Origin of the sequence: uncultured Paracoccus sp. (genome assembly GCF_947496875.1) — a bacterium.
GTDB lineage: Bacteria > Pseudomonadota > Alphaproteobacteria > Rhodobacterales > Rhodobacteraceae > Paracoccus.
On the sequence record NZ_CANMEH010000006.1, the window covers coordinates 191,050 to 204,679 of the forward strand.

15 protein-coding genes and 1 pseudogene are annotated in these 13,630 nt (G+C 67.5%); 9 read left to right on the plus strand and 7 right to left on the minus strand.

The window, feature by feature from the left end:
• Positions 1 to 12: 12 nt before the first annotated feature.
• A complete protein-coding gene (gene lepB / locus Q0938_RS09995; RefSeq protein WP_299361614.1) occupies positions 13 to 804 on the minus strand; it encodes a signal peptidase I in 792 nt (263 codons plus the stop codon).
• A 73-nt stretch (positions 805 to 877) separates the two neighbouring features.
• Positions 878 to 2,737: an ABC transporter ATP-binding protein gene (locus Q0938_RS10000; protein ID WP_299361616.1), complete on the minus strand. Its 1,860-nt coding sequence runs from the start codon at positions 2,735 to 2,737 to the stop codon at positions 878 to 880.
• Between the two features lie 128 nt (positions 2,738 to 2,865).
• On the opposite strand from Q0938_RS10000, the gene Q0938_RS10005 reads away from it, so the two are divergent.
• Positions 2,866 to 3,366 carry a DUF892 family protein gene (locus Q0938_RS10005; RefSeq protein WP_299361618.1) on the plus strand — a complete coding sequence of 167 codons (501 nt, stop codon included), beginning with the start codon at positions 2,866 to 2,868 and terminating at the stop codon, positions 3,364 to 3,366.
• A gap of 58 nt (positions 3,367 to 3,424) precedes the next feature.
• On the opposite strand, the gene Q0938_RS10010 is transcribed toward Q0938_RS10005, so the two are convergent.
• The 4 genes and pseudogenes from Q0938_RS10010 to tuf form a co-directional block, all read right to left on the minus strand.
• Positions 3,425 to 3,628 carry a hypothetical protein gene (locus Q0938_RS10010; RefSeq protein ID WP_299361621.1) on the minus strand — a complete coding sequence of 68 codons (204 nt, stop codon included), beginning with the start codon at positions 3,626 to 3,628 and terminating at the stop codon, positions 3,425 to 3,427.
• Between the two features lie 214 nt (positions 3,629 to 3,842).
• Positions 3,843 to 4,235: a VOC family protein gene (locus Q0938_RS10015; protein WP_299361624.1), complete on the minus strand. Its 393-nt coding sequence runs from the start codon at positions 4,233 to 4,235 to the stop codon at positions 3,843 to 3,845.
• Between the two features lie 264 nt (positions 4,236 to 4,499).
• A pseudogene (locus Q0938_RS10020) lies at positions 4,500 to 4,799 on the minus strand (HIT domain-containing protein); the annotation flags it as partial.
• A 106-nt stretch (positions 4,800 to 4,905) separates the two neighbouring features.
• Complete coding sequence (gene tuf / locus Q0938_RS10025; protein ID WP_299361628.1) at positions 4,906 to 6,081, minus strand: elongation factor Tu; 1,176 nt, start codon at positions 6,079 to 6,081, stop codon at positions 4,906 to 4,908.
• Positions 6,082 to 6,277: 196 nt separating this feature from the next.
• On the opposite strand from tuf, the gene Q0938_RS10030 reads away from it, so the two are divergent.
• From Q0938_RS10030 to Q0938_RS10045, 4 genes are all read left to right on the plus strand, one after another.
• Positions 6,278 to 6,676 (plus strand): DoxX family protein, encoded by a 399-nt coding sequence (locus tag Q0938_RS10030; protein ID WP_299361631.1) that lies wholly within the window; start codon positions 6,278 to 6,280, stop codon positions 6,674 to 6,676.
• Positions 6,677 to 6,919: 243 nt separating this feature from the next.
• Positions 6,920 to 7,846: a tellurite resistance TerB family protein gene (locus Q0938_RS10035; protein ID WP_299361634.1), complete on the plus strand. Its 927-nt coding sequence runs from the start codon at positions 6,920 to 6,922 to the stop codon at positions 7,844 to 7,846.
• A gap of 99 nt (positions 7,847 to 7,945) precedes the next feature.
• A complete protein-coding gene (locus Q0938_RS10040) occupies positions 7,946 to 8,398 on the plus strand; it encodes a cytochrome c (RefSeq protein ID WP_299361637.1) in 453 nt (150 codons plus the stop codon).
• Entirely contained in the window at positions 8,395 to 8,979 is a 585-nt protein-coding gene (locus Q0938_RS10045) for a cytochrome b/b6 domain-containing protein (protein ID WP_299361640.1), read from the plus strand. The genes Q0938_RS10040 and Q0938_RS10045 overlap by 4 nt, the downstream gene beginning before the upstream one ends.
• Before the next feature lie 23 nt (positions 8,980 to 9,002).
• Here the strand turns inward: Q0938_RS10045 and parC are convergent, their stop codons facing one another.
• On the minus strand, positions 9,003 to 11,186 hold the full coding sequence (gene parC, locus Q0938_RS10050; protein ID WP_299361670.1) for a DNA topoisomerase IV subunit A: 2,184 nt from the start codon (positions 11,184 to 11,186) through the stop codon (positions 9,003 to 9,005).
• A gap of 254 nt (positions 11,187 to 11,440) precedes the next feature.
• On the opposite strand from parC, the gene Q0938_RS10055 reads away from it, so the two are divergent.
• The 4 genes from Q0938_RS10055 to Q0938_RS10070 are packed head-to-tail and all read left to right on the plus strand — an operon-like array spanning position 11,441 to position 13,442.
• The gene (locus Q0938_RS10055; protein ID WP_299361643.1) at positions 11,441 to 11,791 is read left to right on the plus strand and encodes an SH3 domain-containing protein; all 351 of its coding nucleotides are present in this window, start codon (positions 11,441 to 11,443) and stop codon (positions 11,789 to 11,791) included.
• Between the two features lie 11 nt (positions 11,792 to 11,802).
• The gene (locus Q0938_RS10060) at positions 11,803 to 12,621 is read left to right on the plus strand and encodes an SDR family NAD(P)-dependent oxidoreductase (protein ID WP_299361646.1); all 819 of its coding nucleotides are present in this window, start codon (positions 11,803 to 11,805) and stop codon (positions 12,619 to 12,621) included.
• Between the two features lie 48 nt (positions 12,622 to 12,669).
• Positions 12,670 to 12,870, plus strand: a complete 201-nt coding sequence (locus tag Q0938_RS10065) for a twin transmembrane helix small protein (RefSeq protein ID WP_299361650.1) — start codon at positions 12,670 to 12,672, stop codon at positions 12,868 to 12,870.
• Complete coding sequence (locus Q0938_RS10070) at positions 12,870 to 13,442, plus strand: cob(I)yrinic acid a,c-diamide adenosyltransferase (RefSeq protein WP_299361653.1); 573 nt, start codon at positions 12,870 to 12,872, stop codon at positions 13,440 to 13,442. The genes Q0938_RS10065 and Q0938_RS10070 overlap by 1 nt, the downstream gene beginning before the upstream one ends.
• Positions 13,443 to 13,630 lie beyond the last annotated feature (188 nt).

Below are 13,630 nucleotides of genomic sequence, written 5' to 3' on the forward strand. Positions count from 1 at the left end.
GTGGCAGACCGCTCAATGCACCGCCTTGAAGAACCGGTCGGAGCGCCAGGTCCAGAAATACAGCAGCGACCTGCCGGCGGACGAGAACATGATGCGGTCGGCCCGGCCGATCAGGTATTCGGCGGGAACCATGCCCAGCCCGCCGGTCATCGTCGGGAACCGGCTGTCCTCGGAATTGTCGCGGTTGTCGCCCATGAAGAAATACTGTCCCGCCGGCACGGTGAAGACGGGCGTGTCGTCGGCCAGCCAGCCATCCACGATGTTCAGGACCTGGTGCGGTTCGGCGCCGGGCAACTGTTCGACAAAGCGCGGCTTTTCACAGGCGCCGCCTTCGGGCACCGGATCGTTGTAGCAGCGCGGCAGGCTGGACTGCGGACCCTGCGGCAGCTTGGCTTCGACGAACACGCCGTCCGGTGTCTGGGGCACCTCCTGGCCGTTCAGGTACAGCACGCCGCCCTGCATCTGCACGGTGTCGCCGGGCAGGCCGATCACCCGCTTGATGAAGTCGACGCCGGCGGTCGGGTGCCGGAACACCACCACGTCGCCCCGGTCCGGATCGGACCCGAGCAGGCGGCCGGAAATCGGGCACAGGCTGAACGGGCAGGAATGGCGCGAATAGCCATAGGCCATCTTGTTCACGAACAGGAAGTCGCCGATCAGCAGCGTGTCCTTCATCGAGCCGGACGGAATCCAGAACGGCTGGAAGAACAGGGTGCGGAAGATGCCGGCGATCACCAGCGCCCAGAACACCGTCTTGACGGTTTCCCAAAGCCCCTCTTCCGTCTTTACGGTGCTGCGCGCCATCATGTCCCCGGGGCTGCCTGGATGTCGGGCGTTCATGGTGCGGCGCGGGGGCGAGAGTCAAGGCGGGCAGGGGTCACGCGAGCGCGGGATCGGCGGCGCCCAGAAAACCGCCCGACTGCCGGTTCCAGAGCCGCGCATACAGCCCCTGTCGGGCCAGCAACTCGGCGTGGGTCCCCATCTCGACGATGCGCCCGGCGTCTAGCACGACCAGCCTGTCCATCGCGGCGATCGTGGACAGCCGGTGCGCGATCGCGATCACCGTCTTGCCGGCCATCAGCCTTTCAAGCTGGCTCTGGATGGCGGCCTCGACCTCGCTGTCCAGTGCGCTGGTCGCCTCGTCCAGCACCAGGATCGGCGCGTTCTTCAGCGCCACGCGGGCAATGGCGATGCGCTGCCGCTGGCCCCCGGACAGCTTGACCCCGCGCTCGCCGACATGGGCGTCCAGCCCGCGACGACCGGCGCTGTCGGTCAGCGCCGGGACGAACGACGCCGCCTCGGCCAGTTCGGCGGCGGCAATGATCTCGGCCTCCGTTGCATCGGGGCGGCCATAGGCGATGTTGTCGCGGACCGACCGGTGCAGCAGGCCGGGATCCTGCGTCACGACGCCGATCGACGCGCGCAGGCTGTCCTGCGTGACCCGCGCGATGTCCTGCCCGTCGATCAGGATGCGGCCGGATTCCGGGTCGTGCAGCCGCAGCAGAAGATTGACCAGCGTGGACTTGCCGGCGCCGGACCGGCCCACCAGTCCGATCCGCTCGCCCGCCGCGATCTGCAGCGACAGATCGTCGAGGACAGCCAGCTTCCGGGCCCCGGGATCGTCGCCATAGCGGAAGGTGACGTGGTCGAAGGTCACGGCGCCCGGGCCGGGTTCCAGCGGCCGGGCGCCAGGCGGATCGACGACCATCCGGGGCAGGGCTAGGCTGCCGATCCCGTCCCGCACGGTGCCGATATTCTCGAACAGGCTGGCGAATTCCCAGGTGATCCAGTGGCTCATCGTGTTCAGCCGCATCGCCAGCGGGATCGCGACCGCCAGCGCCCCCACCTCGACCCGTCCATCCAGCCACAGCCACAGCCCCAGTGCGGTGGTGCAGCCGACCAGGGCCGCGTTCAGCAGGGACAGGGTGACGTCATTGACGGCCGACAGCCGCATCTGCCGGTAGACGGTCTGCAGGAAGTCGTCCATCGACGCGCGGGCATGCGCCTCTTCCCGGGCGGAGTGGCTGAACAGCTTGACGGTGGCGATATTAGTATAGGCGTCCACCACCCGGCCGGTCATGGATGCGCGGGCACCCGCCTGCGCCTCGGCGGCGCGGCCCAGCCGCGGGATCACCACCGCCAGCAGGATGCCGTAGCCGATGCCCCAGCCGAGAAACGGGATCGCCAGCCGCCAGTCCTGCGTCGCGGCAACGACCAGCGCGCCCGCGAAATAGACCAGCACGTAGACCGCGACGTCCATCAGCTTCATCGCGACCTCGCGGACCGCCAGCGCGGTCTGCATCAGCTTTGTCGCCAGCCGGCCGGCGAACTCGTCCTGGAAATAGCTGACCGACTGGCGCAGCAGATAGCGGTGGGCCTGCCAGCGGATCCGCTGGGGAAAATTGCCCAGCAGCGTCTGGTGCATGATGGCGGTGTTCAGCAGGCCGAGCAGCGGCAGGACGACCAGCAGCAGCGCGCCCATCCAGATCAGCCGCGGCCCCTCGACGGCCATGAACTCCGCCCGCCCGGTGGTCGCGACCCGGTCGACCAGGTCACCCAGATAGCCGAACAGCACGACCTCGGCGATCGCGATCAGGGCCGACAGCAGCCCCAGCCCGAGCAGCCAGGGCAGCATGCCGCGTGAATAATGCAGCACGAAGCCCCACAGGGAAGCCGGCGGCATCTGCGGGGGATCGGTGGGGTAGGGATCGATCCTGCGTTCGAACCAGCCGAACATGGTCAGACCTTCCGGAACAGCGGGCATGGGGCAGAACACGGCGCCGGGGCGAGAGTCAAGATCGCCCGGAACGCCAGCGGCACCGTCGCGTTGGGTCGCCAACGACCACCTGCGGAAAGGAACGCCCCATGGCAACGATCAAGAATCTCAAGGACCTCTATATCGACGGCGTGAAGGACATGCACAGCGCCTGCAAGCAGTCGATTCCCGTGACCGAGGAGATGGTGCGCGCCGCCCAGAGCGAGGACCTGAAGAAGGCCCTGGAGGCCAGCATCAAGGGCACCCGCGAGGGCATGGCCAGCATGGAAAAGCTGGCGCGCGCGCATGGCGCCGATCCCGCAGGCGAGCACTGCAAGGGCATGGAAGGGCTGGCCGCCGAGGCGCGCAAGCATGCGCTGGAGGCCGAGTTCGCGGACGAGGACACCCAGGACGCGGCGATCATCGGCCAGTATCAGCGCCTCGCCCACTACGCGATCACCGGCTATGGCACGCTGAAGGCGTGGGCCAAGCGCCTCGGTTTCAATGATGATGCCAAGGTCCTGGATCAGTGCACCGCCGCGACCTACGAGGGCGACGAGGACATGACCCGGATCGCCGTCAAGGGCGGCATCAACAAGGCCGCGATGTAAGCGTCGCAGCCACAGGCCCGTGGATCAGGGGCGCGCCCGAATGGCGCGCCCCTTGCCGTTACAGATGCCGGATTTCCGGCGGGGCATTCCACCAGTTGTCATGCGCACCGTCGGCCCAGCGAATGGGCGCTGCAACCAGCTCGTCCTCGGTGGCGTCGTCCAGCGCAGGGACGAAAACGGCGACGAACTCGCCGCCCATCTCTGCGATGTTGCCATGCGTCCACAACCGCGTCCCGCACGTGCCGCAGAAATAATGGTGCATGTGGTCGGACTCGTCGGCCGACGGCCGGCTGGCGGGGTTTCGGCCAGGTTGTCCTTGCCCCGCGTTATCCGAAAGCCCGCCGGATCGGGGAGGCGCAGTTCCCAATAGCGCATCTTTCGGCAGAACCGGCAGTTGCAGCGCATCGTGCCGTCCGCCAGGTCGCCTTCGGCCTCGAAGGCGACCAGACCACAGAAACAGCTGCCGTGATAGGTCTTCACCCCGCGGCTCCGTGAAACACCGCCTCGATGTTGTTGCCATCGGGGTCAAGGACAAAGCCGCCGTAATAGCCCGGATGATATTCGGGCCGCAGTCCGGGGGCGCCGTTGTCCCGCCCGCCCGCTTTCAGAGCGGCGGCGTGGAATGCATCGACCGTGGCGCGATCCGCTGCCGCCAGCGCCACGTGGACGCCGGAGACCGCCGGCCCGCCGGTCCCGACCCAGAAGTCGGGCTTGCCATCCCGGCCATAGCCCAGATGGCCGCCCCTGCCGCCCGTCTGCTGCTCGTCAACCTCAATCAGAACCGACATTCCCAGCGGCTTCAGCGCCTCATCGTAAAACGCGCGTGCCCGGTCCAGGGCCGCGACCCGCAATCCGACGTGATCAATCATGGTCCGTATCCCTTTGCTGTATAGATAACCAAACCGAACTCGCAATAATGACAACTCGCGTCAGCATGCCCGTGGCCCGGCCCAGGGATCAGTCGGTCGCCAGGGCGCGGGCGATCGCGGCCATCTCGTCGGCAGGCAGGGGCGGCGGGGCGGTGAACCCGGTGATGCCTTCCGCCATAGAGGCCAGCGAGGTCCGTCATGGACGTGCTGCAGCGGCACCACATGGGCATGGACGTGCGGCACGTCGATGACGGTAAAGAAAACCGCCACACGCTCGACCCGGTAAAGGCGCTTCATCCGCCGGGCCAGCATCTGGCCAACCTCGATCACCCGCCCGGCAAGCGGCGCCGGCAGGTCCTCGAGCCAGCAGTGATGCTCGCCCAGGATGACCAGCGTGTGGCCGGGACGGATCGCGTGCAGGTCGAGAAAAGGCGAGCACCGAGTGATCCTCGTGAACGCGGTGGGCCGGGATATCATCCTCGGCGATACGGCAGAACAGGCAGTCGTCGGGCATGGCGACACCATATCTCTCGTGGCAGACGGGATGGTGGGCCTGACCGGCATCGGAAGCAACCGTCCCGATCGGAAGGCCGCTGTCCGCGAACGAACGACAAAGGCCGCCCCACGGGGCGGCCTTCGGGTTCTTGTGCAGCAGCGCCGCAGGGTCGGATCACTCGAGGATCTTGGAGACCACGCCGGCGCCGACGGTGCGGCCGCCTTCGCGGATGGCGAAGCGCAGCCGCTCCTCCATCGCGATCGGGGCGATCAGCTCGACCTCGAACTTCAGGTTGTCGCCCGGCATCACCATCTCGGTGCCCTCGGGCAGCTTCACCGTCCCGGTCACGTCCGTGGTGCGGAAGTAGAACTGCGGCCGGTAGTTCGCGAAGAACGGCGTGTGGCGGCCGCCCTCTTCCTTGGTCAGGATGTAGGCCTCGGCCTCGAACTTGGTGTGCGGCTTGACCGAACCCGGCTTGCACAGCACCTGGCCGCGCTCCACGCCGTCGCGGTCCACGCCGCGCAGCAGCGCGCCGATGTTGTCGCCCGCTTCCCCGCGATCCAGCAGCTTGCGGAACATCTCGACGCCCGTGCAGGTGGTCTTGCGGGTGTCGCGGATGCCCACGATCTCCAGTTCGTCGCCCACGTTGACCGCACCGCGCTCAACCCGGCCGGTCACAACCGTGCCGCGGCCCGAGATCGAGAACACGTCCTCGATCGGCATCAGGAAGGGCTGGTCGATGGCGCGCTCGGGCGTCGGGATGTATTCGTCCACGGCGGCGATCAGCGCGCGGATCGAGTTCTCGCCGATCTCGGGATCGCGGCCTTCCATCGCGGCCAGGGCCGAGCCCTTGATGATCGGGATGTCGTCGCCCGGATAGTCGTAGGAGGACAGCAGTTCCCGCACTTCCATCTCGACCAGTTCCAGCAGTTCCTCGTCATCCACCTGGTCGACCTTGTTCAGGTACACGACCATGTAGGGGATGCCGACCTGACGGCCCAGCAGGATGTGCTCGCGGGTCTGCGGCATCGGGCCGTCGGCGGCGTTCACCACCAGGATCGCGCCGTCCATCTGGGCGGCGCCGGTGATCATGTTCTTGACGTAGTCGGCGTGGCCGGGGCAGTCGACATGGGCGTAGTGGCGGTTCTCGGATTCGTATTCCACATGCGCCGTCGAGATGGTGATCCCCCGGGCCTTCTCCTCGGGCGCGCCATCGATCTGGTCATAGGCCTTGAACTCGCCGAAATACTTGGTGATCGCCGCCGTCAGGGTCGTCTTGCCGTGGTCGACGTGACCGATCGTCCCGATGTTGACGTGCGGTTTCGTCCGTTCAAATTTTGCCTTTGCCATCATGGCCTCCTGGTGACGGGCGGCGGCGACTCCGCCCCCTCGAGAAACATCGCCGCGACTTATAAGCGGCAGGGGGGAAAATCAAGCGCCGCAGGCAGGCGAGAGCAGGCAATGTCAGGGCGCTTGCGCGCCACGGGGAGCCGTGAGATGCCGGCAGTCGCATCAGGGCTGCGAACCGCCGATAGGACCCCCGGACATGGACACCAGGACGATGGAAACGGAGTGGGCGCCGCGGATGCTGAGCATTCTGCGGATCGTCAGCGCGCTCATCTTCTTTGCGCATGGCACGCAGAAGATCCTCGGCTTCCCGGCCTCCGACATGAACCCCCCGGCCCTTTCGCTGTCATGGACGGCGGGAATGCTGGAACTGGTGGGCGGTGCGCTGCTGATCATCGGGCTGTTCACCCGTCCTGTCGCCTTCGTGCTGTCGGGGCTGATGGCGTTCGCGTACTGGATCGCCCATGCCCCGCAAGGGCCGTTTCCGGCCCTGAACGGCGGTGACGCGGCCATCCTCTATTGCTTCGTGTTCCTCTATTTCGTGTTCGCCGGCCCGGGGCCGTGGAGCGTCGATGCGATGCGCCGGGACACAGCCTAGACGCCCGAACCGCACCTGATCGACGGCTCCGGCGATCTCCGCCGTCCTGACCTGCGCCTGCTCGTCCAACTGGAGTGACCTGCGCAATCTGTGGACGAGCGTATCCGGCGCATGCGGCGCCTCGCGGCCGCACGGGCGCGATCAGCCGCTGTCTGCCTGCGGAACCCGCCGCCCGGCGGCGCGTTCGCCCGGCAGACAGACGTCGGCGCATCCTGCAGTCCGGCGCAGATTCCGGAGGAAGCCATGTCCCTGATGAAATCACTCGCCCGGGTTGCCGCAGGCGTCATGCTGGCGAAAGGCGTCGGTTCGATGATGCAGCGGGGCCAGTCCCCGCAGCAGGGCCGGAGGTCGACCCGCACCACCGGCGGCGGGATCCTGGGTGACCTGCTGGGCGGCCGCGGGTCCACCGGCTCGGCCGGCGGTGGACTCGGCGGCATGCTGGGACAGGTGCTGGGCGGCCGGACCGCGGCGAACCCCGGCACCGGGCGCCCCTATGGCGGATCGATGTCGGGCGGCGCGTCCGGCGGGCTGGGCGGCATCCTCGACCAGTTCACCCGCGCCGGCGCGACCCGCACCGGCAGCATGAGCGGCGGCACGACGGGCGGGGCGTCCGGTGGCATGGGCGGTCTGCTGGGCGGCCTGCTGGGGGGTGCCGCCGGGGGCGCCGCGGCCGGGGGGCTTGGCGGCCTGCTGGGCGACATGCTGAACGGGCCCGCGCAGCGGGGCGCGCAGCCCCGCAACGACCGCAGCTTTGGCGAGGAATTCAACGACGCGCTGGTCCGGCAGGACGAGCCGGAGGTGCCGCCCACCCCCGAACAGAACGCGGTGGCCGGGCTGATGCTGCGTGCCATGATCCAGGCGGCGAAGGCCGACGGCAAGATCGACGATCAGGAGCGCGAACGGCTGCTGGGGCAGCTTGGCGATCTCGACGATGCGGACCGGCAGTTCATCCGTGACCAGATGGCGGCGCCCGTGGATGCCGCCGGGCTGGCGCGCGAGGTTCCGCAGGGTCTGGAACGGCAGGTCTACATGATGTCAGTGCTTGCCATCGACTTCGACAACGAGGCCGAAGCCCGTTACCTCCACGACCTTGCGCAGGCGCTGGGGCTGGCGCAGGATGACGTGAACGAAGTGCACGAAAAGGTAGGCGTGCAGAACCTTTACGGCTGATCCGGCGCGCTGCCCGTCTCTGCGCCGTGCCACGGCAGGCGCCGGGGCGGGCAGTGCAGCCGGCCATCCGTCCCCGAGCGACCTCAGGAGGAGAATGAGATGCGTTTGCTAGTTGCCGCTGCCCTGACACTGGTTCCCGCGATGGCGGTGGGTCAGGAAACCGCCGTCGATCAGGCCCTTGAGGCGCGGCAGGGTTTCATGACCATGCTGGGGACGAACATGGGTACGCTCGCCGGCATGGCCAAGGGCGAGATCTCCTATGACGAGACCCAGGCGGTCAGGGCCGCGACCAACATCCAGGCGCTGACCGGCTATGATCCCACGATGCACTTCATCGAGGGCACCAGCACCGACGACCTGCAGGACCGGACCGAGGCGCTGCCGGACATCTGGCTGGACCTTGAGGGGTTCGGCGAGAAATACGCGGGCCTGCAGCAGGCGGCCCAGGGCATTCCGGACGCCGTTCGGGGCGGTCAGGAGAATGTCGGGCCGGTGGTCGAAAAGCTCGGCGGCGCCTGCAAGGAATGTCACGACGACTTCCGGAAGAAATGAACGGCACGCCCGTTCGCGTGAAACTGTGGGACCCGTTCCTTCGCGGGTTCCACTGGCTGCTTGCAGCCTCGGTCATCATCGGCTGGACCCTGGGCCAGTTCGGTCCGTCCAAGATGACGCTTCATTTCTGGCTGGGCTACCTGTCGGGCGCGCTGATCCTGTTCCGGGTGGTCTGGGGGCTCGTCGGCCCGCCAGAGGCCCGCTTCATCCATTTTCTCAGCGGGCCCCGCGCGATCATCCGCTATGCGCGGGGCATGTTCCGCCGCGAACCCAGCTATTGGCACGGTCATAATCCGATGGGCGCGTGGTCGGTGATCGCGCTGCTGGTGCTGATCGCCCTGCAGGTCGCCAGCGGGCTGGTCAGCGATCCGGACGACTACATCAATATCGGCCCGCTGGCGTCCGAGGTCAGCGCCGCGACCCGCAAGCTGGCCCTGCGCTGGCACCACATCGGCAGCACGCTGATCCTGATCATGGTGGTGCTGCATGTCGGCATCGTGCTGTTCTACCGGTACTGGAAGCACGAGGATCTGATCCGGCCGATGATCACCGGCTGGAAAGAGGTCATTCGCCGGGACTGATCCTGCGCCGGTGCCCGCCGCGCTCAGGTGAACCGGTTGTTGCGCGGAAAACCGCGCGGGGCCATCCGCCCCGATCCGGCCCGCTTGCCCAGCCATTCCGTCAGATCGGTTTCGGTGCGCGTCCGCCCGGCGGGGTCCAGCCAGGACAGGCCCACCGACAGGGTGATGAAGCGGGCGTCGGCCAGTCCGCCATCCTTGAAGCGCTGCAGCCGCACACCCTTGCCGCGCGACATCTCCGGCAGGTCCGCGAGGGGGAAGACCAGCATCTTGCGGTTCTCGCCCACCACGGCCAGATGGTCGCCCGACACCCTGCGGATCAGCGCGGCCTGTCCGTTCAGGACCTGCTTGCCGGTGCGGGTCTGGGCCAGAATGTCGCGCGCATTCACGATGAACCCGTCCCCATCCTTCGACGCGACCAGGAACTGGTCCGTCTCGCGCCAGGGGAACATGTCGATCACCTCGACATCGTTTGGCAGGTCGGTCATCAGCCGCAGCGGCTCGCCCAGCCCACGACCGCCCGGCAGCGTGTTGGTAGGCAGCGTGTAGAACCGGCCATTCGCGGCGAACACCACCAGCTTGTCGGTGGTCTCGGCGTGGATCGCCAGGAACGGCCCGTCGCCGTCTCGGAACTTGACCTCGGCATCCAGCGGCTGATGCCCCTTCATGGCCCGGATCCAGCCCATCCGCGACAGGATCACCGTGACCGGCTCGCGCTCGATCATCGAATCCATGTCCAGCGGCTGCACGTCCTCTGACTCGGTGATCTCGGTCCGACGCATCCCGTTGGGCGTCGACTTGCCGAACAGGCCGCGGACCTCCTTCAACTGGGTCGCGATCCGTCCCCACTGGGCGTTTTCGTCGGCGAGCATGGCGGTCAGCACCGCCTGTTCCTCGATCAGCCGGTCGCGTTCGGCGCGCAGTTCGATTTCCTCCAGGCGGCGCAGCGCCCGCAGCCGCATGTTCAGGATCGCCTCGACCTGCGTGTCGGTCAGGCCGAACTCGGCCATCATCACCGACTTCGGATTGTCCTCGGTCCGGATGATCTCGATCACCCGGTCGAGATTCAGGAACGCGACGATATAGCCTTCCAGCACCTCGAGCCGGGCCGCGATCTTGTCCAGACGGAACCGTGAGCGCCGGACCAGGACCTCGCGCCGGTGGTCGAGAAAGGCGCGCAGCACCTCCTTGAGCGAGCAGACCTTGGGGACGCGGCCGTCGATCAGCACGTTCATGTTCAGCCCGAACCGGACCTCCAGGTCCGACACCTTGAACAGGGCCGCCATCAGCTGATCGGGATCGACGCTGCGGCTGCGCGGTTCCAGGACGATGCGGACGTCCTCGGCGGACTCGTCCCGGATGTCGGCCAGCACCGGCAGCTTGCGCGCATTCACGAGGTCCGCGAGACGCTCGATCAGCTTCGATTTCTGCACCTGGTACGGGATCTCGGTGACGATGATCTGCCACTGGCCGCGGCCCAGATCCTCGCGTTGCCAGCGGGCCCGCAGGCGCAGGCTGCCCCGGCCCGTCCGGTAGGCCTCGCGCAGGGTCGCCGCGCTTTCCACCAGCACGCCGCCGGTCGGAAAGTCCGGGCCCGGCATGATCGACATCAGCGTGTCGTCGCGCGCATCCGGCGACTTGATCAGGTGCAGGCAGGCGTCCACCACTTCGTGCAGGTTGTGCGGGGGGATGTTGGTCGCCATGCCGACCGCGATGCCCGAAGAGCCGTTGCACAGCAGGTTCGGAAACGCCGCCGGCAAGACCACGGGCTCTTCCAGAGTGCCGTCATAGTTGGGCCGGAAATCGACCGCATCCTCGGCCAGCCCGTCCATCAGGGCCTCGGCGGCCAGCGTTAGGCGCGCCTCGGTATAGCGGCTGGCGGCGGGATTGTCGCCGTCGATGTTGCCGAAATTGCCCTGTCCGTCGACCAGCGGATAACGCATGGCAAACGGCTGGGCCAGGCGCGCCATCGCGTCGTAGATCGCGGAATCCCCATGCGGGTGATAGTTCCCCATCACGTCGCCCGAGATCTTGGCCGACTTGCGAAAGCCCCCCGACGGCGCCAGACGCAATTCCCGCATCGCATACAGGATGCGGCGGTGCACCGGCTTCAACCCGTCGCGGGCATCGGGCAGCGCCCGGTGCATGATCGTCGAGAGCGCGTAGGTGAGATAGCGTTCGCCGATCGCGCGGCTGAGCGGCTCGGCCATCGTGCGAGGCAGCGCGGCCGCGGGATCGGCAGTCAGGTCGGGATCGTCGTCTGGATCAGTCGTCATGGGGCGCATCGATAGGCAAGCGACACCTTCAGGGAAAGGTGCGACGTACCTACTGGTGCATTTTTGATGCGATTGGCAGGTCGTCGACAAGATTCCGCGAAGGCGCGGGAACGGCGGCGCGGGCGAGGCGTTCAACAGGGTGAATGCAACGGAAAGGACAGCCCCGCAGAAGCGGGGCGACGACGCGGATGTTCAGGATACTGATCGTGACATTGTCGGCACTTTTTGCCGCGCTGGCGCTGTTGGGACCGGGGCCGAGTGGGCCTTCGTCCACGATGGCCGGCTTTGGCACGGCCGGGCTGCTGTCCGATCCGCGCGCCTTCAACAGGCTCCAGTCCACGGCGGACCAGCCCGTCAGACTGGCGCGGGACGTCCGGATATGGGCCGAGCCGACGCTGAAGTCGCAGGTCGTCGGTCTGCTGAAAGGCGGCGATAAGGTCCAGATCCTGCACGAGGCGCGTCCCGGCTGGATGACGGTGATGCTGCCCGAGAGCGTCGGCTACATTCCCGCGCGGGCCGTCGAGCGGATCGCGAACTAAGCCGCGGCCGGGTGCCCACCGTTCTCATCACCGGCTGTTCGTCCGGCATCGGTCTGAATGCGGCGCTCACACTGAAAGCGCGCGGCTGGACCGTGCTCGCCACCTGCCGCAACCCCGACGACCTGCGGGCGCGCGCCGCCGAAGGGATGGTGCCGATCGCGATGGATCTGTCCGACCCGCACTCGGTCGAGGCGGCGGCGACGGCGGCGCTGTCGCATGGTCCCGTCGACGCGCTGGTCAACAATGCCGCCTTTGCGCTGCCCGGCGCCGTCGAGGATCTGCCGCGCGACGGTCTGCGCGCGATCTTCGAGGCCAATCTGTTCGGTACGCATGACCTGACGCGGTGCCTGATCCCGCATTTCCGGGCCAATGGCGCCGGGCGCATCGTCAATGTCAGTTCGGTCCTCGGGCTCGTCGGCATTCCCTGGCGCGGGGCCTATGTCGCCACGAAATTCGCGCTGGAAGGGCTGACCGACGTGCTGCGGCTGGAAATGGCCGACACCCCGATCAGGGTGGTCCTGATCGAACCCGGCCCGATCACCAGCCGGATCCGGGTGAATTCCATCCCGCATTTCGAACGCCATGTCGACTGGCGCTCCAGCCCCCGGGCCGACCAGTACCGGTCCCATCTGCTGAAGCGGTTGTACGAGCCATCGGGCAAGGACCGGTTCGAGTTGCCACCCTCTGCCGTCAGCGAGCGGCTGGTCCATGCGCTGGAAAGCCGATCGCCCCGCGCCCGCTATGTCGTGACCACCCCCACCCGCATCGCGGCAGTGGGGCGCCGGGTGCTGCCGACGCGCGCACTGGACTGGTTCGCCCGGCGGAGCTAGGGTGGCGGACGCGCGATGCAGTTGGCGTCGCGCCCAAAGGCGGGTCTGATGCAAGACAAACCCCTGTTCCTGCTCGCCGCGCTGGCGGTTCTGGTCGTGACCGCGATTCTGGCGACAGGTCTGGCCGGCTTTGCACGCGGCGGAGAGTTCAATCGGCGCAACGGCAACCGGCTGATGCGGTGGCGGATCATCGCGCAGGCCGTGGCATTGCTGCTGATCCTGGGCTTCGTGGCGATCAGGGACAGCTGATGGTCGTCCTGAATCGCATCTACACCCGCACCGGCGACCGGGGTGACACGGCCCTGTCCGACGGCAGCCGTGTCGCCAAGCACGATCCTCGGGTCGAAGCCTACGGTACCGTTGACGAACTGAACGCCACGCTGGGCCTGTGCCGTCTCGTCGCCGAGGGGGAGCTGGCCGACCGCCTGTCGATGATCCAGAACGACCTGTTCGATCTTGGCGCGGACCTGTCGCGCCCCGACCTGGCGGCGGATGCCGATGCCGGCCATCCGGTGCTGCGGGTCATCCAGTCGCAGGTGGACCGGCTGGAATCCGAGATCGACGCGATGAACGCCGCGCTCGACCCGCTGCGCAGCTTCATCCTGCCGGGCGGCTCGCCCTTGGCGGCACATCTACACCTGGCGCGGACGGTCGCGCGGCGGGCGGAACGCCGGGCCACGGACTTGGCCGCAGGCGGCGACGTCAATCCGGCGGCCATCCGGTATCTCAACCGACTGTCGGACTGGCTGTTCGTGGCCGCACGCGTGGCGAACGTCGACGCCGGCGGCGACATCCTGTGGGTTCCGGGCGCGTCACGGTGAAGAGACGGCGGCCGCAGCCCCCGCCTCAGCCCCGGTGGTCCGATTTGCCCTGTAAAACCCCGGGCCGCCCCGCTATCTGGTCACTGGATTATGTGACGCATCAAGGGGAGATGGGCCGATGAAGGTTCTCGTGCCGGTCAAGCGTGTGATCGACTACAACGTGAAGGCTCGGGTGAAGGCGGACGGAT

Coding starts and splice junctions, on each gene's coding strand:
- Q0938_RS10030 (WP_299361631.1), top strand. CDS start 6,278: ATGGACACCAGGACGATGGAAACGGAGTGGGCGCCGCGGATGCTGAGC.
- parC (WP_299361670.1), bottom strand. CDS start 11,186: ATGGCCGAGCCGCTCAGCCGCGCGATCGGCGAACGCTATCTCACCTAC.
- Q0938_RS10015 (WP_299361624.1), bottom strand. CDS start 4,235: ATGATTGATCACGTCGGATTGCGGGTCGCGGCCCTGGACCGGGCACGC.
- Q0938_RS10040 (WP_299361637.1), top strand. CDS start 7,946: ATGCGTTTGCTAGTTGCCGCTGCCCTGACACTGGTTCCCGCGATGGCG.
- Q0938_RS10000 (WP_299361616.1), bottom strand. CDS start 2,737: ATGTTCGGCTGGTTCGAACGCAGGATCGATCCCTACCCCACCGATCCC.
- Q0938_RS10065 (WP_299361650.1), top strand. CDS start 12,670: ATGCAAGACAAACCCCTGTTCCTGCTCGCCGCGCTGGCGGTTCTGGTC.
- Q0938_RS10035 (WP_299361634.1), top strand. CDS start 6,920: ATGTCCCTGATGAAATCACTCGCCCGGGTTGCCGCAGGCGTCATGCTG.
- Q0938_RS10005 (WP_299361618.1), top strand. CDS start 2,866: ATGGCAACGATCAAGAATCTCAAGGACCTCTATATCGACGGCGTGAAG.
- Q0938_RS10010 (WP_299361621.1), bottom strand. CDS start 3,628: ATGCACCATTATTTCTGCGGCACGTGCGGGACGCGGTTGTGGACGCAT.
- tuf (WP_299361628.1), bottom strand. CDS start 6,081: ATGGCAAAGGCAAAATTTGAACGGACGAAACCGCACGTCAACATCGGG.
- Q0938_RS10045 (WP_299361640.1), top strand. CDS start 8,395: ATGAACGGCACGCCCGTTCGCGTGAAACTGTGGGACCCGTTCCTTCGC.
- Q0938_RS10055 (WP_299361643.1), top strand. CDS start 11,441: ATGTTCAGGATACTGATCGTGACATTGTCGGCACTTTTTGCCGCGCTG.
- lepB (WP_299361614.1), bottom strand. CDS start 804: ATGGCGCGCAGCACCGTAAAGACGGAAGAGGGGCTTTGGGAAACCGTC.
- Q0938_RS10070 (WP_299361653.1), top strand. CDS start 12,870: ATGGTCGTCCTGAATCGCATCTACACCCGCACCGGCGACCGGGGTGAC.